The sequence below is a fragment of the Bradyrhizobium sp. CIR18 genome (assembly GCF_014198295.1).
Classification (GTDB): Bacteria; Pseudomonadota; Alphaproteobacteria; order Rhizobiales; family Xanthobacteraceae; genus Bradyrhizobium.
In genome coordinates, this window is record NZ_JACIHF010000014.1 from 138256 (window position 1) to 163120 (window position 24865).

At 63.0% G+C, this 24865-nt stretch carries 20 protein-coding genes and 1 pseudogene; 10 read left to right on the plus strand and 11 right to left on the minus strand.

Translation table 11 applies throughout. From position 1 onward, the window contains the following. Window positions 1–56: 56 nt before the first annotated feature. On the plus strand, window positions 57–1409 hold the full coding sequence (locus GGD65_RS31825; protein WP_092261313.1) for a hemolysin family protein: 1353 nt from the start codon (window positions 57–59) through the stop codon (window positions 1407–1409). Window positions 1410–1447: 38 nt separating this feature from the next. Here GGD65_RS31825 and GGD65_RS31830 read toward each other — a convergent pair whose 3' ends face one another. Beyond that, window positions 1448–1717: a BolA family transcriptional regulator gene (locus GGD65_RS31830; RefSeq protein WP_179732170.1), complete on the minus strand. Its 270-nt coding sequence runs from the start codon at window positions 1715–1717 to the stop codon at window positions 1448–1450. 105 nt (window positions 1718–1822) lie between these two features. Between GGD65_RS31830 and GGD65_RS31835 the strand changes: the two genes are divergently transcribed. Next, window positions 1823–2455 (plus strand): J domain-containing protein, encoded by a 633-nt coding sequence (locus GGD65_RS31835; RefSeq protein ID WP_018320576.1) that lies wholly within the window; start codon window positions 1823–1825, stop codon window positions 2453–2455. 407 nt (window positions 2456–2862) lie between these two features. On the opposite strand, the gene GGD65_RS31840 is transcribed toward GGD65_RS31835, so the two are convergent. Next, a complete protein-coding gene (locus tag GGD65_RS31840) occupies window positions 2863–3957 on the minus strand; it encodes a citrate synthase/methylcitrate synthase (RefSeq protein ID WP_183237837.1) in 1095 nt (364 codons plus the stop codon). Between the two features lie 81 nt (window positions 3958–4038). Between GGD65_RS31840 and GGD65_RS31845 the strand changes: the two genes are divergently transcribed. Further along, window positions 4039–5256, plus strand: a complete 1218-nt coding sequence (locus GGD65_RS31845; RefSeq protein ID WP_179732166.1) for a citrate synthase family protein — start codon at window positions 4039–4041, stop codon at window positions 5254–5256. A 161-nt stretch (window positions 5257–5417) separates the two neighbouring features. On the opposite strand, the gene GGD65_RS31850 is transcribed toward GGD65_RS31845, so the two are convergent. Then, window positions 5418–6077: a DedA family protein gene (locus tag GGD65_RS31850; RefSeq protein WP_183237838.1), complete on the minus strand. Its 660-nt coding sequence runs from the start codon at window positions 6075–6077 to the stop codon at window positions 5418–5420. A gap of 293 nt (window positions 6078–6370) precedes the next feature. Here GGD65_RS31850 and cobS point away from each other — a divergent pair, with 293 nt between their 5' ends. The 5 genes from cobS (at window position 6371) to GGD65_RS31875 (ending at window position 12560) form a co-directional block, all read left to right on the plus strand. Beyond that, on the plus strand, window positions 6371–7369 hold the full coding sequence (gene cobS, locus GGD65_RS31855; protein WP_092261308.1) for a cobaltochelatase subunit CobS: 999 nt from the start codon (window positions 6371–6373) through the stop codon (window positions 7367–7369). A 140-nt stretch (window positions 7370–7509) separates the two neighbouring features. Continuing rightward, entirely contained in the window at window positions 7510–9411 is a 1902-nt protein-coding gene (gene cobT, locus GGD65_RS31860; RefSeq protein WP_018320581.1) for a cobaltochelatase subunit CobT, read from the plus strand. Next, window positions 9408–10490, plus strand: a complete 1083-nt coding sequence (locus tag GGD65_RS31865; protein WP_183237839.1) for an esterase-like activity of phytase family protein — start codon at window positions 9408–9410, stop codon at window positions 10488–10490. Before cobT ends, GGD65_RS31865 begins: the two co-directional genes overlap by 4 nt. Window positions 10491–10713: 223 nt before the next feature. Next, window positions 10714–11826 (plus strand): NADH:flavin oxidoreductase/NADH oxidase, encoded by a 1113-nt coding sequence (locus tag GGD65_RS31870; protein ID WP_183237840.1) that lies wholly within the window; start codon window positions 10714–10716, stop codon window positions 11824–11826. Window positions 11827–12152: 326 nt separating this feature from the next. Then, the gene (locus GGD65_RS31875; RefSeq protein WP_018320584.1) at window positions 12153–12560 is read left to right on the plus strand and encodes a hypothetical protein; all 408 of its coding nucleotides are present in this window, start codon (window positions 12153–12155) and stop codon (window positions 12558–12560) included. Window positions 12561–12789: 229 nt separating this feature from the next. On the opposite strand, the gene GGD65_RS31880 is transcribed toward GGD65_RS31875, so the two are convergent. Both GGD65_RS31880 and GGD65_RS31885 read right to left on the minus strand, forming a co-directional pair. Continuing rightward, entirely contained in the window at window positions 12790–13035 is a 246-nt protein-coding gene (locus tag GGD65_RS31880; protein ID WP_026201681.1) for a PilZ domain-containing protein, read from the minus strand. 342 nt (window positions 13036–13377) lie between these two features. After that, complete coding sequence (locus tag GGD65_RS31885; protein WP_179732158.1) at window positions 13378–14703, minus strand: DUF2235 domain-containing protein; 1326 nt, start codon at window positions 14701–14703, stop codon at window positions 13378–13380. A 300-nt stretch (window positions 14704–15003) separates the two neighbouring features. Between GGD65_RS31885 and GGD65_RS31890 the strand changes: the two genes are divergently transcribed. After that, on the plus strand, window positions 15004–15552 hold the full coding sequence (locus tag GGD65_RS31890) for a hypothetical protein (protein ID WP_246783481.1): 549 nt from the start codon (window positions 15004–15006) through the stop codon (window positions 15550–15552). A gap of 564 nt (window positions 15553–16116) precedes the next feature. Here the strand turns inward: GGD65_RS31890 and ftsZ are convergent. From ftsZ to rpmB, 6 genes and pseudogenes are all read right to left on the minus strand, one after another. Then, entirely contained in the window at window positions 16117–17373 is a 1257-nt protein-coding gene (gene ftsZ, locus GGD65_RS31895) for a cell division protein FtsZ (RefSeq protein WP_183237841.1), read from the minus strand. Window positions 17374–17518: 145 nt separating this feature from the next. Beyond that, a complete protein-coding gene (locus GGD65_RS31900) occupies window positions 17519–18019 on the minus strand; it encodes a hypothetical protein (protein ID WP_246783482.1) in 501 nt (166 codons plus the stop codon). A 380-nt stretch (window positions 18020–18399) separates the two neighbouring features. Then, a pseudogene (locus GGD65_RS31905) lies at window positions 18400–19958 on the minus strand (TIGR04141 family sporadically distributed protein). A gap of 50 nt (window positions 19959–20008) precedes the next feature. Then, window positions 20009–21646: an adenylosuccinate synthetase gene (locus GGD65_RS31915; protein WP_210317406.1), complete on the minus strand. Its 1638-nt coding sequence runs from the start codon at window positions 21644–21646 to the stop codon at window positions 20009–20011. A 166-nt stretch (window positions 21647–21812) separates the two neighbouring features. Continuing rightward, window positions 21813–22319 carry a hypothetical protein gene (locus GGD65_RS31920; protein ID WP_183237844.1) on the minus strand — a complete coding sequence of 169 codons (507 nt, stop codon included), beginning with the start codon at window positions 22317–22319 and terminating at the stop codon, window positions 21813–21815. 427 nt (window positions 22320–22746) lie between these two features. Further along, on the minus strand, window positions 22747–23058 hold the full coding sequence (rpmB, locus tag GGD65_RS31925) for a 50S ribosomal protein L28 (protein ID WP_183237845.1): 312 nt from the start codon (window positions 23056–23058) through the stop codon (window positions 22747–22749). A gap of 524 nt (window positions 23059–23582) precedes the next feature. On the opposite strand from rpmB, the gene GGD65_RS31930 reads away from it, so the two are divergent. Then, complete coding sequence (locus tag GGD65_RS31930; protein ID WP_179732253.1) at window positions 23583–24392, plus strand: DUF3108 domain-containing protein; 810 nt, start codon at window positions 23583–23585, stop codon at window positions 24390–24392. Window positions 24393–24865 lie beyond the last annotated feature (473 nt).

A 24865-nucleotide genomic window follows, 5' to 3' on the forward strand; every position in this document is an offset into this window, starting at 1 on the left:
TCTGGATCGGCCGCCCGCAATGAGGCGCGGATGATCAAGGCGGTCGCGAGGCAAACATGAGTTCGATCTCGATCAATCTGCTGCTTGCGGTTCTCCTGCTCGCCGCCAACGCGTTTTACGTGGCAGCCGAATTTGCGCTCGTGAAGAGCCGCGGCTTCCGCGTCAAGGCCATGGTGGAGCAGAACCGCTTCGGCGCGCGCCTGTTGCAGACCATGATGGGAAACATCGAATCCTATCTGGCCTGCTGCCAGCTCGGCATCACCATGGCCTCGCTCGGCCTTGGCTGGATCGGCGAGCCGACCGTGTCAGCGCTGCTGAGCCCGATCCTCCAGCCGCTCGGACTATCGGAGGCCACGCTGCACTTCACCTCGTTCGTGGCGGGGTTCCTGGTTTTCTCCTCCCTGCACATCATCATCGGCGAGCAGGTGCCGAAGACGCTTGCAATCAGGGAGCCGATGCCGGTGTCGCAGTGGATCGCCTATCCGCTTTATGCCTCCTACCTTGTGTTCTATCCGCTGAGCTGGTGTCTCAACACGGCCTCGAGCGCGATCCTGCGTCTGATCGGCGTCCAGGAGTTTTCGCAGCACGAGATCCTGACGGATTCCGAGATCGAGGGCCTGGTCGAGGAATCCGCGGTGCACGGCAAGATCGAGAGCGGCGAGGCCGAATACATTCACAACGTCTTCCGCCTCGGCGAGCTCACCGTGTCCGACGTGATGGTTCACCGCACCGCCATGGTGATGATCAATGCCGACCTGCCGCCGGAAGAACTGGTGCGGGAGGTGCTGGCCACCGAATACACCCGCATTCCGCTGTGGCGCGACAAGTCGGAGAACATCATCGGCATCCTGCACGCCAAGGATCTGTTGCGGGCCATCCGCGTCTCGGAAGGTGACACCTCGCGCATCGACGTCACCACCATCATGCTGCCGCCCTGGTTCGTGCCGGAAATGCGGCCAATATCCCAGCAGCTCAAGGCGTTCCGTCGCCGCAAGACCCATTTCGCGCTCGTCGTCGACGAGTATGGCGAGGTTGAAGGCCTCGTGACGCTGGAAGACATTCTGGAGGAGATCGTCGGCGATATCTCCGACGAGCACGACGTGGTGGTCGCCGGCGTAAGGCGCCAGCCCGACGGCTCCGTCGTGGTCGACGGCTCGGTGCCGATCCGCGATCTCAACCGTGCGCTGGACTGGCATCTGCCCGACGAAGAGGCAACGACGGTTGCCGGCCTCGTCATTCACGAGGCGCGCTCGATCCCCGACCGCGGCCAGAGTTTCACGTTCCACGGCTTCCGCTTCCGCGTCCTGCGCCGCGAGCGCAACCGCATAACCGCGCTCCGTATTTCACCGGTAGCTCGCGAGGCGGAGCTGGAAGAAGCCAAGCCGAGACGGGCCGGGACGTCGTTCTGAATTTCTTACCCTCCCCTGGAGGGGGAGGGTAAGCGAAGTCAGCCTTCCCCCGGCGCCTTTGCCTGGATCGCCAGCGCGTGCACGCTGCCGGAGAGTTCCGCGGCCAGCGCCGAATTTATCATGCGGTGGCGCTCGACCCGGCTCTTCCCTTTGAAGCCATCAGATACAATATAAACGCGGAAGTGCGTCTCACCGCCGGGCCGATGGCCGGCATGGCCTTCGTGCAAATGTGACTCGTCGACGACTTGCAGGCTTTCCGGCGTGAAAGCTTCCTGCAACTTGTTGCTGATAGTGTCGCGCATAGCCATGTTGTGCCATTCGGGTGCAGAGATCACACCCGTTATTTGCCGGGTTTGCAGCGAATTGCAATGTCAAGACTTGAAGGTTTTTGCATTGCGTAGTCAAAGTCAGCCATGCCGATCGATTCATCAAAGTTCTTCGACTCCATCCGCGTCAAGCCGCGGGGCAAGCAGCCGGAAGTGAAGCCGCGCGACACCGCGGTCGGTTGCGAATGGGCCGGATGCCAGAACAAGGGCGCGCATCGCGCGCCGAAGGGCCGCGAGAACCAGCGTGAGTACTGGCACTTCTGCCTTAACCACGTGCGCGAGTACAACCAGAACTACAATTTCTTCTCCGGCATGAACGCCGATGCCGTCGCGCGCTATCAGAAGGATGCGCTGACCGGTCACCGCCCGACCTGGAAGATGGGCGCCAATGGCGGCAAGAAGGGTGCGGAAGCCGAGATCGACATGGCGGCCGACCCGTTCAGCATGTTCAGCGAGATCAACGGCCGCGCGGGCTGGCGGAAGGGCCCGGATGCTCAGCCCAAGGCCGAGACGCGCAAGGTGATGAACGCCGAGCGCAAGGCGCTCCAAGTCATGGGCCTCGGCCCCGATTCCACGCTCGCCGACGTCAAGACCAAGTACAAGGCGCTGGTCAAGCAGCACCACCCCGACGCCAATGGCGGCGACCGCTCGACGGAAGATCGCCTGATCGAGATCATCAAGGCCTATAATTATCTGAAGACGGTGGTGCGCGAGGCGTAGGGCCTTTGCGCGCGCTGTGTAGGTGCCAGGCACCCCGGCGCCACACCCTCGGTGTCGTCCCTGCGAACGCAGGGAAGCGGAGCGTAGATCCGGGACCCACCCCAGGGAGACGTTTGGCGAAGATTCGTAGCTGAAGAGTCTCGCGGCGGTACTCTCACCTGCCTCTTATCGATAAATCACGCGGTATGGGTCCCTGCTTTCGCAGGGACGACGGCGGAGTGATTGGCTACGCCGTCTCCTCTTGCGCTAGTATCGTAGGGTGGGCAAAGCGACTTGTCCGCCATAGCTCGAAGAGCGACGGCGGAAGCGTGCCCACGCGCCTATTGCGATTTCGGATTGATGGTGGGCAGGGCGCAAGTGCGCCTTTGCCCACCCTACGATTTCCGGGCTCGCGGAAACATCCGCTCTCAAACTTCCGGCATCGCCCCCACATACGACGAGCTCGGCCTGATCAATCGCCCGGTCCGCTGCTGCTCGCGCGCATGCGCGGTCCAGCCTGCGGCGCGCGCGACTGCGAAGATCGGCGTGAACGCCTGCCGCGGGATCGCCAGCGCATCGAGCAGGATCGCGGTGAAGAATTCGACATTGGTCTCCAGCGGGCGCTCCGGATTCTTCTTGCGCAAGGCGGCGCGGATGTAGGCCTCGACCTCGCCGGCGAAGGGCAAATCGGTGCCGTTGGACGCCAGCGCCTCGACTGCGGTCTTGAGCACATCGGCGCGCGGATCGCGCACGCGGTAGACGCGGTGGCCAAAGCCCATCATCCGCTCGCCGCGGGCCAGCGCCGCATCCACCCAGGGCTGGATGCGCTCGCGCGAGCCGATCGCGTCCAGCATTTCCAGCACCGGCTCCGGCGCGCCGCCATGCAGCGGACCGGTGAGGGCGCAATAGCCCGCGGTCACCGCGGCAAACAGATCGGCCTGCGTCGAAGCCACCACGCGCGCGGTGAAGGTCGAGGCGTTCATGCCGTGGTCGCTGGCGGTGACGAGATAGGCATCGAGCGCGGTGACTTCGCGTGCGGCCGGTGCGCGCCCATGCAACATCCGAAGCGTATCGGCAGCATGGCTGACATTGGGATCCGGCGCGACCGGCTCGAGCCCCTTGGCGCGCCGGACCAGCGCGCCTGCGATCACCGGAAACGCGCCGACGATCGTCGCCTCGTGCTCCAGCCCGTTCTCCGCGCGGAGCCCCGCGACGGCCGCGCGAAATCCGTCTATGACGCCCATGCCGCGCGTTGCCGGCAGCAGGTCCGGCAGCCGCGCGAAGGCGCGTTCGCGCGCAAGGCCGAGGCTCGCCCGCACATTGGCCTCGGTGAGGGTGGTCTTGCTGGCGCCGTTCCAGAGCCGGGCGGTGACGCCCTCAAAGCTCGAGAGAGCGGCGAGGCGACCGACATGCTCGCCGGCGATGATCAGTTCGCCGCGCTCGCCGTCGACATGGCTCAGCACGGTCTCGGCCGCGGGAACGCCGTCCAGCCCGATCTGGCTTTTGGTGAGGTGGATGTTCATGACCCAAATCTCCCTTTGCGTTGCACCAGGGAAAATTCGGCCCTCTCGACAGATTGATCAATCTTGATTACATAAATCAATATGAATAATTCCGAGGGGCTTTACCTCTCCGCCCGGGAAGCCGCCGCCGAGCTCGCGATCTCGCCGGCCACGCTCTACGCCTATGTCAGCCGCGGCCTGATCCGCTCCGAGCCGACGCCGGATTCGCGCAAAAACCGCTACCGTGCCGAGGACGTCCGCGCGCTGAAGGAGCGCCGGGTGCCGTCGCCGGAGCCGCGCGGCCTGCGCAGCTTCGACGCCGACCTGCCGGTGATGGACACGGAGATCTCCACCATCACCGAAGAGGGGGCGATCTATCGCGGCGTCAATTGCGTCGATCTCGCCGAGAACGACACGCTGGAGCACACGGCGACGCTGCTCTGGGATGTCTCCGAGGTCGATCCATTCGCCCCGGACAATCAGCCCGCGCTCTCCGAAGAAATGCGCACGATCGGGCAAGCCGCACGCCGGGCCGCGCCGATCGACCGCGCCATCGCCGTGCTCGCGCTGGCCGCGAGCGTCGATCCCCGTGCGTTCACCCGCGCGCCCGACGGCCGCGCCATGGTCGGTGGCCGCATCGTCCGGTTGCTGGTCGCGACCATGCTCAATGCCGAACCCTCGGCCGAGCCGCTGCATCAGCAGATCGCAACAGCCTGGGCCGCGGACAACAAGCACGCGCCTGATCTGATTCGCCGCGCGCTGGTACTGCTGGCCGATCACGAGCTGAATGCTTCGACCTTTACCGCGCGCTGCGCCGCCTCGACCGGCCTCAATCTCTACGATGCCGTCATCGCCGGTCTCGCCGCATTGAAGGGGCCCAAACATGGCGGCGCGAGCGTGCTGGCTTCGCAGCTCGTCAAGACCCTGATCGATCGCGACGTCGCCCCGATGGTGCGTGAGCGCGTCGCGCTCGGCGAACGTTTTGCCGGCTTTGGCCATGGCGTCTACAAGCGCGGCGATCCCCGCGCGCAATCGCTGCTGAATGCGCTGTCTCGTGCAGGCGCGCCGCGAAAGTTCACGCGCGAAGTGCCGGAGCGGATCGCAGAGGCGACCGGCGAATTCGTCAATATCGACTACGCCCTCGCCGTGCTGGTGCACGCGCTGCGCCTCCCCGCCGGCAGCGAGCTCGCTCTGTTCGCGATGGCCCGTAGCGTCGGCTGGATCGCCCACGCCAGCGAGCAGTTGCAGTTCGGGAAATTGATCAGGCCAAGGGCGAGGTATGTGGGGCCTGCGCCGGGGAGAAGGGTGGGGGTTAGTTAGAATATCTCTCTGCTGTCGTCCCTGCGAACGCAGGGACCCATAACCCCAGGGAGCAGTTTGGCGACGACTGTTCGTTCGGTACTCCCGCCGGTCTCAATCGATAGATCACGCGGTATGGGTCCCTGCGTTCGCAGGGACGACACCTTTGGTGTGGCGGCAGCCTACCCCTGCCGCTTCGCCGCCGCGACACCGCTGCCATTCCGCCGCCGGTAGATCCACACGCCAACGCCGCCAACGATCGCAACCCCAACCACCGTCAGCATCCAGATATGCTTGCCGACATGCCCATGGTGATGCAGCCCGGCATATTCGTGCAGGGCCGATACCGCCAGCACGCCCGGCAGCACATGGGCGGGAGCCCAGACCAGGATCGCCGGGATGTTCACGGCGTAGAACCTTGCCGGCGCCATGCCGAGCGCGCCGGCGGTCAAAGGCACGAAGGCGCGGATCGGCGGCACGAAACGGGCGAAGAATACCGCCCAGGTGCCGAAGCGGTGGAAGAAGCTTTCGCTCTCGGCGACCGCGCGCGGATAGTTGGTCAGCGGCCAGGTGTTGAGGATCTCGCGCTGCTGCCGGTGCCCGATCCAGTAGGCCGAGCCGTCTCCCAGCACGGCGCCCGTGGCGGCGGCAAGCAGCACCCATGGCAGCTTCAGCTCACCGCCCGGAACCAGGGCGCTCAGCGCCAGGATGATAGTCGAGCCGGGGATGACCGATCCCACCACCGGGACCGCTTCGAGCAGGGCCGCCAGGAATAGGGTCAGATAGGCCAGCCACGGATGGGCGGAAACGAAGGATATGAGGGGATCAAGGAAGGACGTCACGTCGTCTCTTGAGGGGCTGGAGCTCGGAGCTTTGGACCCTACATAAGTAACCGCATACGGCCAAAGTGCCATTCGCACGGAACGGGCATGACGCGCCCGAATTTGGGCGTGATTCGCAAGGCAGCCCTCTAAAATCTGCGTTCCTTGCCTATCTAAATGAAAAGACAACGGAACTTTGATTGGTGGCCGGGCTTCTGCCGGCACGTTGTCTCTGATAGGTTGATTTTCAGCACCCAGCCGCAGCCAACGTGCGAATAACCGGTTTCGGGACCGCCCGGGACCTCGGAGGATTGATGACGACCGCCGCTCTGTCCAAAGTTGAGGAAGTTTCCGGTCAGCCCGACATGAAGGTGTCGGTGCGGCAGGTGTTCGGGATCGACAGCGATCTCGAAGTCCCCGCCTATTCCGAAGTCGATCCTCACGTGCCCGAAGTCGATTCCGACTACCGCTTCGACCGCGCCACCACGCTCGCCATTCTCGCCGGCTTCGCGCGCAACCGCCGCGTGATGGTGACCGGCTATCACGGCACCGGCAAATCCACCCATATCGAGCAGGTCGCCGCCCGCCTGAACTGGCCCTGCGTCCGCGTCAACCTCGACAGCCACATCAGCCGTATCGACCTCGTCGGCAAGGACTCGATCGTGGTCCGCGACGGCAAGCAGGTCACCGAATTCCGCGACGGCATCCTGCCCTGGGCGCTGCAGAACAACGTCGCGCTGGTGTTCGACGAATACGACGCCGGCCGCCCGGACGTGATGTTCGTGATCCAGCGCGTGCTCGAAGTCTCCGGACGCCTGACGCTGCTCGACCAGAACAAGGTGATCAAGCCGCATCCGGCCTTCCGGCTGTTCGCGACCGCCAACACCGTCGGCCTCGGCGACACCTCGGGCCTCTATCACGGCACCCAGCAGATCAACCAGGGCCAGATGGACCGCTGGTCGATCGTCACCACGCTGAACTATCTCAGCCATGACGAGGAAGTGGAGATCGTGCTGGCGAAGGCCAAGCACTATCGCACCCAGGAAGGCCGCGACATCGTCAACAAGATGGTGCGCCTTGCCGATCTCACCCGCAACGCTTTCGCCAACGGCGATCTGTCGACGGTGATGAGCCCGCGTACGGTGATCACCTGGGCCGAAAACGCCGACATCTTCGGCGATATCGGCTTTGCATTCCGCGTCACCTTCCTCAACAAGTGCGACGAGCTCGAGCGTCCCCTGGTCGCCGAGTTCTACCAGCGCTGCTTCAACGCGGAGCTGCCGGAATCGGCGGTCAACGTGGCACTGAGCTGATTTCTCTCGGTGTGTCGTCCCGGCGAACGCCGGGACCCATACCGCGTGATGTCTCGATATAACGACGCTGATAGTTTCCTGACACAGAGCGGCCGGTGGTTATGGGTCCCGGCCTTCGCCGGGACGACAGATAGGGTCAGATGACCACCTCCAACTCCAAATTCCGTAACACCAAGGAAGCGCCGACCGAGCCGTTCAAGCGCTCGGTGGCCTCCTGCCTGAAGGCGATCGCCAAGACGCCGGAGCTCGACGTCTCCTTCGCGGCCGAGCGGCCGGGCCTTGCGCCCGGCAAGGCGCGGCTGCCCGAGCCCGCGCGCAAAATGACCAAGCGTGATGCGGCAATCGTGCGCGGTCACGCCGATTCCATCGCGCTCAAGATCGCCTGTCACGATGCAAAACTGCATCGCAAGCTGATGCCCGGCAATCCGCAGGCGCGCGGCGTGTTCGAGGCGGTGGAGCAGGCGAGGGTGGAGGCGATCGGTGCGCGCCGCATGGCGGGCGTTGCGAAGAATCTCACCGCGATGCTCGACGACCATTTCCACCGCGGCAAGTTCGACGAGATCACCGACCGTGCCGACGCGCCGCTGGCCGACGCGCTGGCGATGCTGGTGCGCGAGCGCCTGACCGGCATGGCGCCGCCGACCGCCGCGAAGAAGATGGTCGATCTCTGGCGTCCCATCCTCGAAGACAAGATCGGCAAGCGGCTCGACCGGCTCGACACCCTGGTCGAGGACCAGACCCGGTTCGGCGACGCCGTGCACGATCTCCTGACGGCGCTCGATATCGGCGACGAGCGCAACGCCGACAGCGAGGACGATGACGAGAACGACGAGAACCAGGACGGCGACAACGACCAGTCCGGCGCCGAGGGCTCGCCCGATTCCGACGCTGCGCAGGAGATGAGTGCCGACCAGGCGCAGGCGTCGAGCGAGGAGATGAGCGAGAGCGCGATGGAAAGCGCGCAGGCCTCGACCTCCGACACCTTCGACGACGGCGAGCTCGGCGACGACGAGACCCCGGGCGAGGCGACGCGTCCGAACCAGCACGGCAAGAACGAACCGCGCGGGCCGGAATACCATGCCTTCGCGCCTAAGTTCGACGAGATCATCGCGGCCGAGGACCTCTGCGACCATGACGAGCTGGAGCGCCTTCGCGCCTATCTCGACAAGCAGCTCGCGCATCTGCAGGGCATCGTCGCCCGCCTCGCCAACCGCCTGCAGCGCCGCCTGATGGCGCAGCAGAACCGCGCCTGGGAGTTCGATCTCGAAGAGGGCATTCTGGACCCGGCACGCCTGTCGCGCGTCGTCACCGATCCCTATCATCCGCTGTCCTTCATGCACGAGAAGGAGGCGACGTTCCGCGACACCGTGGTGACGCTGCTGCTCGACAATTCCGGCTCGATGCGCGGACGCCCCATTACGGTCGCGGCGACCTGCGCCGACATTCTCGCGCGCACGCTGGAGCGTTGCGGCGTCAAGGTCGAGATTTTGGGCTTCACCACGCGCGCCTGGAAGGGCGGGCAATCGCGCGAAGCGTGGCTGGCCGCCGGCAAGCCGGCCAATCCCGGCCGCCTCAACGATCTCCGCCACATCATCTACAAGTCCGCCGACGCCCCCTGGCGTCGTGCGCGAAAGAATCTCGGCCTGATGATGCGCGAGGGCCTGCTGAAGGAGAACATCGACGGCGAGGCGCTGGACTGGGCGCACAAGCGCCTCCTCGGCCGGCCCGAGCAGCGCAAGATCCTGATGATGATCTCGGACGGCGCGCCGGTCGACGATTCCACGCTGTCGGTCAATCCCGGCAATTATCTCGAGCGGCATCTGCGCCACATCATCGAGGAGATCGAGACCCGCTCGCCGGTCGAGCTGATCGCGATCGGCATCGGCCACGACGTGACGCGCTATTACCGCCGCGCGGTGACGATCGTGGATGCCGAAGAGCTCGGCGGCGCCATCACCGAGAAGCTCGCCGAACTCTTCAGCGAGACCAACACCGCACCCACCCAGCCGGCCGGTCGCCCGCGACGCAAATTGCATTCGTGAGCACGCATCCATCCCGCCGCAGCTTCCTCAGGCACGCTGCGGCGGGATTCTCCACTCTCGCACTCTCCCGCTCCGCGCTGGCGCAAGGGGTGGCCGAGCCGCCGCCGCGTCCGCTTCAAGTCGAGAACGCGGTCGTCGAGCCCGTCAGCGTCGAGGTCAACGCGCGCGTCATTCCCAATTTCGAGCCGCGTGACCGCACGCGGACGCGCTTCGGCTCGCTGGAATATCGCAGCGGCCTCGTGCTGACCTCGCGCTATCGCGGCTTTGGCGGCCTGTCCGGCATCCGGCTCGACGTCAAGGGCGAGGGCTTCCTCGCGGTGTCCGACCAGGGCGGCTGGTTCACGGGTCGCATCCGCTATTCCGGCGGCAAGATGACCGGCCTCGACGAGGTCGAAGCCGCGCCGCTGCTCGGCGCCGAAGGGCGGCCGATCACGGAAAAGCGGCTGTGGTGGGATTCGGAATCGATCGCGCGCGACGGCAATTTCGTCTATGTCGGGCTCGAGCGCGTCAACCAGATCCTGCGCTACGATTTCTCCAAGGGCGGCACGCGCGCGCGCGGCGAGGTGGTGCCGGTGCCGGCGGGAATCCGCAAGCTGCCCTCCAACAAGGGGCTGGAGGCGCTGGTCGTCGTGCCCAAAGGCAAAGACCAGAACATGCCGCTGGCGGGCACCCTGATCGCCTTCTCCGAGCGCGGGCTGGATGCCGACGGCAACCTCACAGCCTTCCTGATCGGCGGCCCCTCGCCCGGCCAGTTCAGCGTGCGCCGTACCGAGAAATACGACATCAGCGACGCCGTGCTGCTGGCTAGCGGCGAGCTTCTGATCCTCGAACGCAAATTCTCCTGGTTCACCGGCGTCAACATCCGCATCCGCTCGATCCCCCTGAAATCCATCACGCCCGGCGCGCTGGTCGACGGCCCGGCGCTGTTCGCCGCCGATCTCGGCCACGAGATCGACAACATGGAAGGCATCGACGCCCACGTCACGGCTGACGGCGAGACCGTGCTGACGCTGATCTCCGACGATAATTTCTCGATGCTGCAGCGGACCTTGCTGCTGCAATTCACGCTGGCGGAGTAGTTCTCCGCCGTCGTCCCGGGGCGCGCCCCAATCTCCACTGTCGTCCCGGATCTGCACTGACGCTTGTCCGGGACGACGGCAGAATGTGTGGCGCGGTCTCGCGTCAAGCCGCGGTCGCAATGCGTGCCGCCACTACCCGCCATTCCCCGCGCGCAACTGGCAATCCGCCGCCCGCCCACTACACTCTCTCAACTGCCCCTCTCATCCCCCGGAACTCCCCCGCATGAGCGTCCTGTTTTCCCCGATCAAGCTGCGCGGCCTGACGTTGAAGAACCGCATCGTGGTGTCGCCGATGTGCCAATATTCGGCCGATGACGGCGTCGCCAATGACTGGCATTTCACCCACATCAACAATCTCAGCCTGTCGGGCGCGGCGATGTTCTGCATCGAGGCGACCCATGTCGAGGCGATCGGCCGCATCACGCCGGGCTGTCTCGGGCTCTACAGCGACGCCGCCGAAGCCGCGCTGAAGCAGGTGCTGACCTCGGTGCGCAAGCATTCAACGACCGCGATCGCGATGCAGCTCGCCCATGCGGGCCGGAAAGCGTCGAGCGCGCGGCCCTGGGACGGCGGCCAGCTGATCCCGGTGGAGCAGGGCGGCTGGCAGACGGTGGCGCCATCGGCGCTGCCGCACAAGGAGGGCGAGGCGGCGCCGCTGGCGCTGGATGCTGCGGGCCTCAAGCGCATCCGCGAGGCCTTCGTCGACAGCGCCAGGCGCGCGGAGCGCATCGGCATCGACGCCATCGAGCTGCACGGCGCGCACGGCTATCTCCTGCATCAGTTCCTGTCGCCGATCTCCAACAAGCGCACCGACGAATATGGCGGGTCTTTGCAGAACCGCATGCGCTTCCCGCTCGAAATTTACGACGCCGTGCGCGCGGCCTTCCCGCACGACAAGCCGGTTGGCATGCGGGTGTCGTCGACCGACTGGGTCGAGGGCGGCTGGGATCTGGCGCAGACGATCGAGTTCGCCAACGCGCTGAAGGCGCGCGGCGTCGACTGGATCGACGCCTCCTCCGGCGGCGTCTCGCCGCTGCAGAAGATCCCGCTCGGCCCCGGCTACCAGGTGCAGTTTGCGGAGGCCATCAAGCGCGAGACCGGATTGCCGACCATCGCCGTCGGCCTGATCACCGAGGGCAAGCAGGCCGAGGAGATCGTCGCATCCGGCAAGGCCGACATGATCGCGCTCGCCCGCGGCATGCTCTACGACCCGCGCTGGGCCTGGCACGCCGCCGCCGATGTCGGCGGCGAGGTCGAAGCCCCGCCGCAATACTGGCGCTCGCAACCCTCAACACAAAAGGCGCTGTTCGGGAGGACGACGTTCGGGGCGCGGTAGGTGTGTGTGGTTGAGGCGCGTGTGGTGCGAGAGCGGCGCACCACCGTCGTCCCTGCGAACGCAGGGACCCATACCGCGTGATCCATCGATGATCCGCGGTGTGCGTTGACAACTTAACTAAGAGTCTTCGTCAAACCACGTCCTGTGGTTATGGGTCCCTGCGTTCGCAGGGACGACAGCGGAGAATGTGGCGTGCCTTTCGCGTCTCTCACGCAACGGCATCCTCCGCACGCCCCTCACCTCCCGCATCCGTAAATCCCCCCAGCTTCCACCCCCCGCAAAACTGGCCTAACCTTGCGCGACCCAACTCCTCGCGGAGGCCTGCCATGCGGTTTCGTGTTCGCAATACGGCTCATGTGTTCGAGCGTGTCGGGCTTGCGATGGCCGGCGCGGCGTGCGGGCTGTTCGTCGGCGCCTATGTGGGATCGGCGATATCGGCGCTCACCACGCAGGGCTTTCTGCTGGTGATGATGGTGCTGGGCTTCGTCGGCTTCTATCTCGGCATCGACACGCCGCAATTGCCGTTCGACGAGGCGCATAGCGAGATCGACGCCGCCGAATTCCTCAGCGCCGCCGGCACGCTCTGCGCCACGCTGACCGCGCTCGCCTCCGTCGCCGTCATCGTGCTCCGCCTCGACCCGCATCTGGTCTGGACCTGGCTCGCTCTGCTCGGCTGGATCGCCGGCGTCGCCATGCAGATCGTCGGCGGCGCCAAAGCGAGGATGCGGAAGTAACGGGGGAATTGTTGGAGAACAATCGTGCTCCGGGCTCGCTACAACCTCTCCCGCTTGCGGGGGAGGTCGGCGCGTTCCGGGCGATGCGAAGCATCGTCCCGCGCGCCGGGTGGGGGGCTCTCTCCGCTGGGGGAATCCCTCTGCGGAGACACCCTCTCCCCAGCCCTCCCCCGCAAGCGAGGGAGGGAGCGCACCTACAGCGCAGCGGCGCTTGTGACTCCAGCGTCCCTCAAAACACCACGCCCACGCGCGTGCCGCGCTTCCAGGCGATGCGGCAGCGCTTCTTGGTGTTGACGTGCAGCAGCTCGAAGCGGTCGGGGATGTTCACCTGGCCGCCGAGATCGACGCAGGCGCCGCCGGGCGAATAGTCGATCAGCGTGCAGTTGATGACGGGCGCGCGCGGGTCGGTGATGATCTTGGCCTGGCGCGACACCAGCCCGGCAGGCTTCACGCGGGCATATTTACGCGGATACATTGGCACTCTCCTCCAATTCCGCAGGTTCTCGCGGCGGGTTCGGAGCCAATGATGGAACGCAGATGATGCGATCCAGCTAAGGCGGGCGGAAGAATTTTAATGAAAAGTAGCGGCGAAGGAAGAAAGCGGCGGTAGCGGGGTGGGGGTTCGCCTCAGACTCCCCTGTCGTCCCTGCGAAAGCAGGGACCCATACCGCGTGATTCATCGATTGCGCGCGGTAGCAATCCCGAACGACTGATCGTCGCCAGACCCCTCCCTGTGGTTATGGGTCCCTGCTTTCGCAGGGACGACAGCGGTGATGTTGGCGCGCACCTGCACCCGTCAATGAGAGCGCCGCTCTCCTCACACCCCCACCGTCTCCGCCTCCGCATGCTGCGGCCCCACCGGCATCGGCACCGTCACATAGTCCTTCGGCAGATTCACCGGCCGGTAATCCGGCTCCACCGCCATCCGCTTCAACACGCTCTCATGCACATGCGCGCCTTCGGGGATGGGGCGCGGCTCGCAATCGGGGATGTAGAAGCCGAAATAAACCTTCCGCTCCGGCCACTCCTTGTACTTTGCGCTCTTCGGCAAGAACTCCAGCAGCCGCCAGCCCGCCGTCATCGAATTGTGCAGCATGCCGGTCTTCCCGGTGTAGGCCGGCTCGACATACTGGAACGGTGAGTTCTTGCGCTGGATTCCCCAGGCGAGCTGCTTGATGGTCGCCGGGTTGAAGTTCAGCCCCGCCTTCTCCGCCTCGTCGATCATCCACAGCAACGGATATTTGGAGTCCCCGCTCTCGGCTTCCGGATAGCCGCCGCCGACGTCGCTGTGCACGCCGGCGAACCACACCTGCAGAATGTCCTGCGGCACCTTCTTTTCATCAGGGACGTAGCGGTTGCTCCAGAACTCCTGCGGCTCTTCGTATTTTTTCAGGCGGAACATGCAGCGCCGCTCGTCGATCGCGATCGCCTGCCGGAAGATCTTGACGCTGGGATTGCGCAGCGTGAAGGCGAGCTCCTCCAGGCTCGGCCAGAACAGCCGGTCGGCGCGCGGCACGATCACGCTCGCCACCGTGTCCCACACGCCGATGAAGTGGATGGTCGGCCAGCGCGTCGAGGTGATGCGCGCGAACTGCGCCGCGAGATCGAACTCGTCCTTCGGCAGCGGCCCCTGGTCGTCGAAGGCGACGTTCCTGAGGTCTTCGATGTCGTTGCCGCGCCCGGTGCCGGAATATTGCTTGTAGGCGACGAGGCCGCTTCCTGCGAGGTTCGCCTGCTCCGGCCTGATCAGCCCGACCTTGTGGATCAGCCCCGCCAGCACGCGCACCGTGTAGGCCCCGCGCGAAAAGCCGAACAGATAGATCTTGTCGCCCGGCGCGTAATGCTCGACCAGGAAGCAATAGGCGCTGAGCACATTGTCATCGAGCCCGTAGCCGGTCGCGAGCCCCAGCACCAGGTTGATATTGGCCTTGAGCCGGTGCCACGTCGTCGGCTCCGTCACCGTGCCGACCCCGGGATCGTAAAACACCATCTGCCGCGGCTGCGTCTTCTCGGTCTTGCGCAAGCAGCGATACAGCTTCAGGACGTTGGAGATGTTCTCGCTGATCTCATTGCCGGTGCCGTCACAGCAGATGACGAGGTTTTTCGGGGAGGGGTTGGGGGCGGGGTCGCGCGCGTGGTCCATGGGATACGCCTCGGGGGGATGCTACCGGGGCGAGTATAGCGGAAAGGGATGGCAGCGAGGAGACGAAGGCGTCCTCGCAGGCACCGAGCCCCCATTGTCCCATCATCTGTTGACATTAACCCCTTGTTAACCATGCGGTTGCCTAATGTTGACGATGGGGGGATCACCATGTCGGCCCATGTGACGCGACCGAGGTTGATGCCTGTTTCGACCGATCCGGCCATCCGGTCGGTGGCGAGGCTGGCGGTTCGCGCCAAGGCCGTCCTACAGGGCAAAGCGCCTGTCCTACGGAGCAAAGCCATGTTCGGAAAGGACGACTTAGTGGACAATCTCAGCCGCGATCTCGATCGCGCGCGCGGACGACGCGATGCGCTCGCATCCGAAGCCACGACCCTGACGGCCCAGATCGCCGAAATCGAAGCGCGCCTCATCGAAGAGAAGAAAAGGCGGGAGCGTGAGCGCGTCCTGAGCGAGATCGAAATGATCAAGACGCGAGTGAAGCAAGCCGCCGGTGCGTTTGCGCCCGTCGTCGACGGTCTCTCCAGCGCGATCGAATCGGCTGCGGCCGTCGTGCCCGAGGCGCGCGAGCTCAATAGTTTCCTCGTGTCGGTGGCGACCGAGATCGACAGCGTGCTCGATCCCCTCTTGCGCGAACTGGATCAGCGTGCGGATGCGGTGCGATCCGGACAGGCCGCGCTGGACTTGCCGTGTTCGGCCGTTGAAGCGCCGCCGATCGAGCTGCCGAAAGACACCAACGAACGCCTGCTTCGCTTTCCGGCCTGGCTGTCGCGCGACAAGGAGCCGGACAAGAAGGAAACCGCGGAGAGCCCGCGCAGCACGGCAGCGTGAATGATCTGCGCGCTCTAAGCGCGCGGATCTGGAGCAGGATGGCTTTTGGTTGGATCGAGCGGGCCGCGCGCTCGCTCAACCTCTCCCGCTTGCGGGCAGGGCTATCGCTTATGGCGTGCACGATGCGGCGGCATTGGCAGTCGGCTCCCTCTCCCGCTTGCGGGGGAGGGCTGGGGTGGGGGCTGTCTCCGCATTGGGATTGTTGAGAATTGCGGCGAATGTCCCCGTGGTGAGAACCCTCACCCGCCGCGCTCGGGACGATGCTTCGCATCGCCCGAGGCGCGTCGGCCTCTCCCGCAAGCGGGAGAGGCGGAGCAAGCCCACGGTCCTCGTGAAATTCATATGCGATAGCCCTGCGCTTGCGGGGGAGGTCGGCGCGAAGCGCCGGGGGGGCTTTTTCCACATCGGGAGTGTCCCATTGCGGAAGCACCCTCTCCCCAACCCTCTCCCGCAAGCGGGAGAGGGAGCCACCGCGTGCGTGGCTAGAACAAGGCTAATCTCAGCGCGTTGTCGCGTAGCAGCGATTTAGTTCCGGCATTGGCAACCGCGGCTCTCGCCACCCCCTCAGTTGGCGGCGCGGCGCAGGAAGGCCGGGATATCGAGAACGGCCTCGTCGGGCGCATTGCGCGCAGCGGTGCGGCCGTAAGGATCGAGCGGCCGGTCGGCCGCCTGGCGCGCATGGTCCAGTGCCGGCCGTGCCGGTGGCCCCACCGGGTGGTGCGGCTGCGGGCGGAGGGGCGGGCTGCCCGCTTGCGGAATGGGTGCGCTGCGCTCGATGCGATCGGCGATGCGGCGGCTGTCGTTGCGCAGCCTGCCGGCAAGCTGCGTGAGGGCGGTTTCCACCGGCAGCGCCTGCGCCGGGTCGAGATTGTCGATACCGGTCGCCACCACCGAGACGCGGACGATGCCCTCTAAGCTTTCGTCAAAGGACGCGCCGACGATGATGTTGGCGTCCGGGTCGGCCTCGTCGCGAATGCGGCTGGCCGCTTCGTCGACCTCGTACAGCATGAGATCCTTGCCGCCGGTGATGGAGATGATGAGGCCACTGGCGCGCTTGATCGAGGGGTTCTCGATCAACGGATTGGAGATCGCGGCGACGGCGGCGGCGAGCACGCGCTTCTCGCCGGAGGCCTCGCCCCGTCCCATCATGGCCTTGCCCTTCTCCTTCATGACGGAGAGGACGTCGGCAAAATCGAGATTGATCAGGCCTTCCTTGACGATGAGGTCGCTGATGCAGGCCACGCCCGAATAAAGCACCTGGTCGGCAAGGGCGAAGGCATCGGCGAATGTGGTCTTGTCGCTGGCCACCCGGAACAGGTTCTGGTTCGGGATGATCAAGAGGGTGTCGACCGTCTTCAGCAGCTCCTCGATGCCGGCCTCGGCGAAGCGCATGCGGCGCTGGCCCTCGAAGTAGAACGGCTTGGTGACCACGCCGATCGTGAGAATGCCGAGCTCACGCGCGGTCCTGGCGACGACCGGCGCAGCCCCGGTGCCGGTACCGCCGCCCATGCCTGAAGTCACGAACACCATGTGCGCGCCGGTCAATTGATTGCGGATCGCATCGATGGCCTCCTCGGCTGCGGCGCGGCCCAGTTCCGGCTGCGAGCCGGCGCCGAGGCCTGCGGTGACATGTGTGCCGAGCTGGATGAGGTGCTTCGCCTTCGACATGGCCAGCGCCTGCGCGTCGGTGTTGGCGACCACGAACTCGACCCCTTGCAGCCCGGCCGTGATCATGTTGTTGACGGCGTTGCCGCCTGCGCCGCCGACACCGAACACGACGATGCGGGCCTTCATTTCATGAATATCGATATTGCCAGCCATTTTTCCCTCGCGATTGGTCCGGCAAGCCGGGGATGGAGAAGTCTTCGAGTGCTACCTGCAAGCATGATCCGGAAAAGTGCGAGCGGTTTTCCGAAAAGATCATGCTCGAACAAAAACTAGAGCGCGATGACGATTCATCCCAATCTCATCGCGCTGTAGCCGCGCGGTCTGCTTTGACGATGGCGGCGGCCAGATGTCCCAATCGACGCGCGGCGTATCCTGCGATCGTCCCGCCAGGGCGGCGATCGCTCCGCAGCGCCGTCACTTCGTCTTCCAGTCGTGCCGCCCATGCATTGGCGGCCGTCGTCTCGGCGGCCGCCTGCGTCAGCTCGACGGCGAGGCGATCGGCGCGCTCCCGCTCGCGTTCGAACACCGCCCTGTAGGCGGTTGCGACGTCTTCGAGCCGCGCGATCTCCGCCTTGAAGGACTCGACCTTGATTGCCTCGATCCTTGCGATGGAGGCATCGATGGGGTCTGCCCGGCGGGCACGTCGCGGGCGGGGCGTGTACCGGAGCTCGGCGAGATCAACGCTCACCAGGGCCTTGCCGTCATCCGAACGCGAGCGCGGCAGCCCGCGACGTCTCGCCAGCGACCGCGCGGCCTCGCGCGAGATATTGAGGCGGGCACTGAGATCGGCATACGTCAACAACGCAACGCACATCGGCGCTTCTCCTGGAGCGAACCGGGAAGGCAATTCGAGCTAATGATGGCTGGACGATTACAGCAGGCTAGGGTGCGTTGGTTAATGAACGGTTAACGGGCGCGGAGGGTGTTTACGAGTGCCCGCCACCGAGCCGCCCCCCGGGATCGGAGAGCACCATCTGCCGCGAATGCGTCTTGTCCGTCTTGCGCAGGCAGCGAGATAGAGCTTCGGGACGTGGAGGTGTTCTCCGAAAGGAGATTTGCGCAGCGACTGCTCTGCTTTTCTGGCACGGTGCGGGGCTGATGTGGCGCTTATTGGCGCGGTAGCCGGCCTCACAAGTCAGCGAGGAAACCTGGAACGCAGAGGATTGAACCGGCTCTGCCCTACGGCACTATTTGAATCTTCTTCTTACGGACCTTGTAGCCGTATGATTGCAAGCGCCGCTGTGCGTTTCGGAGAGCGACCTTGCTAAAGAAAGGGATATCGAGCGCGTTGTTTGACTTGCTAATTATGGCAAAGATGATTTCCCACTCCCTTGGATCCGGCGCTTCATCGGTATTGGCCCATTTGTAAGCTGCGGGCAGTTTTTCATTCACTGATTTCCGAAACTTGCCGTCCGAGACGAAAAGCTCGCCTGATACGACGCCTTGATTGAAAAGATGGCTCAAATGACTTGAGCCGCCGTAGCGCTTAATGTGAACGAGCTGCTTCGTGTCGGTCAGCACGTCGCAGAATTCGATTGTGCTGTGAGCGCCGCCGTAACTCACTAGCTTCCGATCCATGCAGCAGGCATTACCTACGACCGAAGGAACGTACTCGTTGTATTCCCCCTCGCTTGCATGAGCGTAATGGGGAAGTGGGATTTGGGATTCGGGAATAGCATTGTAATCTTGAATTACGAGCTTACTGAAGTCCCCTGCGACCTCGTACCATTTGCCTTGGTTGAGTATGAATACCCGTTCGCCGATGACTGTCTCGGCATATAAGCAGTTGTACGCGCTCCAACGGTCAATCTCCGAGTCTGCCTTGCTCGATATCGCGTAGATAAGACGCGACTTCAGCACACCGATCGTTAGGTCTACTGTATTCAGGCTCGATAAGAAATCTTGGATGTCGAGGTCGTTCTTTAGGTCAGAACTCTTCGCTTTGGAGTACTTGAACCCTTGGATGTCGACCCAATCGACAACGATCGGAGGCGCCATCCACACTCTATCGAGATCACCGTTCTTTAGACGCTCGAGCAGATTCTCGTTGAGTTGATCCCGCTGTGTCGGATCTCGGATGTCTCGAATCTGATCGATCCAGTCAAAATCTGTTTTGTATTCGTTGCTTTCATACCGCTGCAGGCATGCGGGTAGGAACGCGCATATTTCGCTTCGGTCGATTTTAACTGCGATAGAAAGACTATCGCGTCCCGAAATTAACTTACCAAGTAGGGGAACTCTTGAGCGCCCGGTCACGGCATTGACTAGGTCTTGCTCGATATCAATACCAAAATTGGCGGTCTCCCCAGCGCGACTGATTTGTTCTCGGCTTTGTTCGCAATAGCTCCGAGACTAGTCTTGTCGATGCTGCGGAGGCTCTTAGGGTCAACGCTATTCAAGACAACCTTTAGGCCGAAGCGCTCTTCGATTACGCCGTCCTGCAAGATTAAACGACCATAGCCGAATGCGATGGCAAAAGTTCGATTGGCTCCGTTCCAGGGAACCGTTACAAGCAAGAGGGCTTTGGCGCCTGCGGAGAAAATCGCAAACAAGCCATCGAGTTCATTAAGAAAAAAGTCCTTGAGCCAAGTTGGAGGCTTTGTGTGAGACTCGTGCAAATATAGTCTCCCAACGCCGGCTATTGCATGCTCCTTGTGACCCTGCTTGACGATGGCTTCAGATGCCGAAAATTCGTCCTTGATTAGATATATGTTCAGCTTGTTCGTCTTGTTACCCAAGTCAGCTCCCTCCCTTGGTTGAGAGCCGGAGGTGAGTTTGCCAAGTGCGCCTATCGATTACGCTGCGAAGGTCTATCTTCTGTCCTTCCTCGCGCGGAAAACGCGTGTTTATTAATGATACTGGAGATTGGGAGACTTGCTCCAGTTCTTCGATGAACTTGATTGTGTCGATCAAACCGTCGCGCGTCTCGATTTGCCGCGTGTAAGTAGTCGGCGAAGGTGAGCACGATGTCTGTGGGAGCATTTAGAACGCATGCGTCGCGAAACTGATCCCACTCAAACCAACCGACTCTTCGTGGACGTTTTGTTGTCGAAGTGATTTCAAGCTTCGTGATTTCGTCGGGGTCGAGGCCGGCGTGAAGTGCGACCTCTGCGAAAGTGACCTCGTGCTTGAGGGAGCCTGAGGTCTCTTTGCCGCCATCAGGATTTCCGACGCGTATTGGAGTCGGGCGGATCACCATAAGAATGCGTCTAACACGAGAAGGGGATATTCCGGCCTCAGCCAAGCATCCCGCGACATTCGTGTCTCGCGAGGTGACATATGGATACTGGCCATGGAAAATACTCAGGCCGCTTCCTTGCGTGCCTTCCAAGAGTATTGATTGGCCATCTCTGTATGCCCGCTCAAGATGGCGGACTATCGAGCCTCGGTATGGAGCCGCATCGCCAACATAAGGCTTAAGTTCTGGAACGTCCCGAGCTAATCTGATTGCGCCCGGCTTCCGAAGAAGAATTCGGCGTGCAGCCGCAGCGCCGCTACCTCTACCGGTCGATGCAATGTTTTTCTTTAGCTCTTCCTCTTGGGAGAAATCGTCATCCTCAATGATCATAGCTTGAGGGTCGATATACAGCCTCTCGGGAGTAACCCCGCAGTCCGCTATTTCGGTTAGAAGTGCGGGTACGAAAATGGTCATGCCGGGGCCAAGCAATAGTTTGGCCTTTGCGTCCCGGGCGCCCGACGGCAATTGATGATATGTATATACGCCGGACGGACTAGAGACCGTATGACCCGCGTTCGGTCCTCCAACTCTAACTAAAATGTCGTACTCATTGGCTAGATATGCAGCGATATGGCCTTTTCCTTCGCTGCCGTACATTCCTCCAACAATTACGTCCACACATCGCACGTCCGGGCCACTATACAAGCCGAGTCTTGCTGCGACGCGCACCAGCGTATCCGCGCTATCAGTTCGTGCCGTGTTGATACGCACGTCGGCATCGCGCTTGAACGCACTTATGTCGTTCTCGTTCTTGATCAGATCCGCATCAGTATAGCTCTGATCGGCTTCATCTGGTCGCTCGGCATTCTTCTTCTGATAGCGTTGCTCTAGCACCCTCTTGGGAGCCCATAAGTGTGCATGAATTACACGAAAACCGTGATGAGTACGAAAAAGTTGAAGTTGATCCCATGTACGTACATTGTCGACGACGATCGGCCGGTCAAATTCAAGTCTCGATGCCTCTTCGATTACTTCGAGAAGAAGCCAGCGATGATTGGTGTCGCTATCGAGTTCGTCTCCTAAGGCTTGTAACGCTAATCGGTCAGTTTGCCTGCTTCGCTGCTCCGCAATATTCCTGAGAACACCGCTGGTGCTGACCAAGTGGTAGCCAAACTCTCGAGTCAAGCGGAGAGCCAACTCCGACTTGCCGGTGCAAATGTGGCCGCTGATCAGGACTACCTGACGCATTCTCGCTCTCCAAAAAAGTGGATGAGACTCGTCCTTGGGAGTTATTGCCCCTCTGCTTGCTCCGATCGTCAGAGTCTCAATGTGCTTTCGCTCGAAGCGCCGAGTGGCGCCGTGCGACAAATAGATCCAATAGTCTTTTGACTTCCTCGTCCTTCGGAGGAAGCGATTAACGCAATCGATCGAATTCTAGTCCGTTGCCGCGCCACTCTGGGTCTTGCATCGCCTGCGCGATGAAGTCGTCGACGGACTCCGCGTGAACTGTGCTGCGCGGGTATTCGCCAGGAGGTGCCGATAGTTCAATCTTCCAGGGAGTCTGCAATTGAGTGAGTACTGTGCGGGCGGTTACCAGATCGTCATCCGAGTAGCAGAGAACAGTTGTGTCATCGGGAAGTTTGAGGTCGCCGTGAATTAAAACTTCTATCATCGTACCCCGCGACAAGTGCATCGCGAGCATCGACAGCTTATCGTCGTCGGTTCGAGCGATCGGGATTTGATGGCCTAAATAGTAGCGCCCATTGGTCTTCGATTCCGGGGCGCCTCGTTTCTTGCCGCGTTTGAGATATCTCGTCATCGCGACGTTGAAGCGGCAAAGGCTGAAGGGCCTCGCTTCTATTGCTGCAACCGGAACGCTCAATGCGATATGGGGAAATCCGGCGCCGAGCTTCGCCTTCAAGATGCGAGGCTGCCGATCGAGGGTTAAGTGTGCATATGACCCAAAACCACGTGCGACGTCTTGGCCGCGAGACATGGATCGAAGATGTGTCGACTTAAAGCCGGCGGCATCCAACGAAGGCTTACTCAGAATTGCTCGCGAGCGGGCAATGAACGGCAAATAGTGCAGGGGCGCATAGTGCTGAACGTACTCGACGCCGCTAGCCGAAAGAGCTCCCATGGGGAATTTTCTAAGTATCTACAAGTTAAAGTAGCGGCGAGAGGCCACCACACTATTCGGAGGGATGTCAATATCCGGATATTTAAACGCGAAGGGTATCCCCAAAAACAAAAACGGCCGGATCTTCCGATCCGGCCGCAACGCAAACTCTTACTGGCTAAGCCTACGCCACGCGACGCAACGTAGCCCCCGCCCAATTCTAAAAAACTTAGCTGGCCTTCTTGGCCGGCGCGGTCGTCGGGCCGACCTTCTTCTGGATGGCGCGCTTCAGCTCGAGGGCGCGCGGCGACAGGACGTCGGCGTTGGCCTTGAGCAGGAAGGCATCGAGGCCGCCATTGTGGTCGACGCTCTTGACCGCGTTGGTCGAGACGCGCAGGCGCACGTTGCGCTCCAGGGCTTCGCTGATGAAGGTCACGTTGACCAGGTTCGGCAGGAAGCGGCGCTTGGTCTTGATGTTGGAGTGGCTGACCTTGTGGCCGACGAGGGGGCCCTTGGCCGTCAGTTCGCAGCGGCGAGACATGGCATAAATCCTTAGAGCTGATCCCCCAACGATTGCGGCCGCCATTCTGGGCGCCACGGGGGCTAATTCTTTTGTCCTTGCAGGGAGCGGGCGGACGTATAGGGGGGAAGGGGCGGGTAGTCAAGGTTTTGGGCGGGGATTTGCGCGCCACGACAGGTGTCATCGCCCGGCTTGACCGGGCGATCCAGTACTCCGCGGCGGCGCGGCTGACCAGGGGGGCCGCGGCGTACTGGATGCCCCGGTCAAGCCGGGGCATGACGGCGGAGTGGGTGGAGGTAGGTGAGCGCTCCCGGCGCCCCCGATCACCAAAACGGCAATGTTTGTCGCGCCTTACCATCACATAAAGGGCGTATTCGGGCCTGAAGACTCCGGTGGAGTTCCCGGCTCGACCCGCCCGGACACATTGTTTGCCGCGGTTTTTGGCTTAAGTAACAACCGTCGCGCCCCGATTGGATTGTTTCGTGCTCACAACGTCGCCTCTCGCGCCAGAACAGCGCTCAGTCCGCCCGCGCGTTGCCGGCTGGCTGGCGGCGCTTTGCGGCGTGGTGGTGGCGTGGGGCGCGGTGCCGGCGGCGGCGCAGGGCAAGCTCGAGGCGCAATATGAGGCCTCGCTGGCCGGCATTCCCGTCGGCAAGGGCGCATGGAACATCGACATCCAGGACGACGTGTTCTCGGCGGCGGCCGCGGGCGGCACCTCGGGGCTGCTGAAGTCGTTCACCGGCGGGTCCGGCACCGGCGCTAGCCAAGGGCGCATCGTTGGCGGCGCGCTGGTGGCGACCGGCTACCAGGCCTCCACCACCACCTCGAAGAAGACCGAAGAGATCCGCATCACGCTCGACAAGGGCAATGTGAAGGATTTTGCCATCCTGCCGGAGCCGCCGGTCGATCCTGACCGTATCGTCGTCACCGACGCACATCGCCGCGGCGTCTGGGACCCCATGACGGCTTCGCTGCTGCGCGTGCCCGGCAATGGCGACCCCGTCTCGCCGGACGCCTGCCACAACTCGGCCCCCGTATTCGACGGCCGCATGCGCTACGATCTGAAGCTCGATTTCAAGCGCATGGAGAGCGTGAAGGCGGAGAAGGGCTATCACGGCCCGGTGGTGGTCTGTTCGCTCTACTTCGTCCCCGTCGCCGGCTACATCCCGGACCGCCCCGTGATCAAATACCTCGCCGCCCAGCGCAACATCGAGATCGCCTTTGCCCCGGTCGCCGGCACCCGCATCCTGGTCCCGTTCTGGCTGAAAGTGCCGACGCCGCTGGGGCCGGCCATGCTGGAAGCCACCAGCTTCATCACCACGGCCCAGCCGCCAAGGGTGGCGAAGACGCAGTAGGCGGCTGTTTCCGCGCCTGTCCTTTGTTAACTCGTCACCCTGAGGTGGCCGCCTCTTTGGCGGCCCTCGAAGGGCGACAGCCCGGCTCTCACCGCGAGGAAACCAGCGCCAGCCGCCGCAACCGGGCCGTCCATCCTTCGAGGCTCCCGGCGCGGTGCTGGGCACCGCGCCACTCGCACCTCAGGATGACGGAAGAAGTGTCGTGATTTCAACCACCTACCTACTGTGCATGGGGTTGTTTTCGCGAAAACGAGTTTGGGCGGCCTCGATCCTGGAATCCATTTGACTCCTCCGCGATTCTGATTCGACTCCGCGCCGTCCCCAACTTAAGGGTTTGCGCCATCGAAACGTCACTTGTACGGCGGCCCAAAACTCCATCTAGTTGCAGCCAACAAGACTCCCGCGACATGTTGCGTGAACGGAACATGACTCCAGAGGGAGTCAGCGATTCGGCCGCGATTCGTTCTAGAGTC

Coding starts and splice junctions, on each gene's coding strand:
- GGD65_RS31825 (WP_092261313.1), top strand. CDS start 57: ATGAGTTCGATCTCGATCAATCTGCTGCTTGCGGTTCTCCTGCTCGCC.
- GGD65_RS31830 (WP_179732170.1), bottom strand. CDS start 1,717: ATGGCTATGCGCGACACTATCAGCAACAAGTTGCAGGAAGCTTTCACG.
- GGD65_RS31835 (WP_018320576.1), top strand. CDS start 1,823: ATGCCGATCGATTCATCAAAGTTCTTCGACTCCATCCGCGTCAAGCCG.
- GGD65_RS31840 (WP_183237837.1), bottom strand. CDS start 3,957: ATGAACATCCACCTCACCAAAAGCCAGATCGGGCTGGACGGCGTTCCC.
- GGD65_RS31845 (WP_179732166.1), top strand. CDS start 4,039: ATGAATAATTCCGAGGGGCTTTACCTCTCCGCCCGGGAAGCCGCCGCC.
- cobS (WP_092261308.1), top strand. CDS start 6,371: ATGACGACCGCCGCTCTGTCCAAAGTTGAGGAAGTTTCCGGTCAGCCC.
- cobT (WP_018320581.1), top strand. CDS start 7,510: ATGACCACCTCCAACTCCAAATTCCGTAACACCAAGGAAGCGCCGACC.
- GGD65_RS31870 (WP_183237840.1), top strand. CDS start 10,714: ATGAGCGTCCTGTTTTCCCCGATCAAGCTGCGCGGCCTGACGTTGAAG.
- GGD65_RS31875 (WP_018320584.1), top strand. CDS start 12,153: ATGCGGTTTCGTGTTCGCAATACGGCTCATGTGTTCGAGCGTGTCGGG.
- GGD65_RS31880 (WP_026201681.1), bottom strand. CDS start 13,035: ATGTATCCGCGTAAATATGCCCGCGTGAAGCCTGCCGGGCTGGTGTCG.
- GGD65_RS31885 (WP_179732158.1), bottom strand. CDS start 14,703: ATGGACCACGCGCGCGACCCCGCCCCCAACCCCTCCCCGAAAAACCTC.
- GGD65_RS31890 (WP_246783481.1), top strand. CDS start 15,004: ATGTTCGGAAAGGACGACTTAGTGGACAATCTCAGCCGCGATCTCGAT.
- ftsZ (WP_183237841.1), bottom strand. CDS start 17,373: ATGGCTGGCAATATCGATATTCATGAAATGAAGGCCCGCATCGTCGTG.
- GGD65_RS31915 (WP_210317406.1), bottom strand. CDS start 21,646: ATGCGTCAGGTAGTCCTGATCAGCGGCCACATTTGCACCGGCAAGTCG.
- rpmB (WP_183237845.1), bottom strand. CDS start 23,058: ATGTCTCGCCGCTGCGAACTGACGGCCAAGGGCCCCCTCGTCGGCCAC.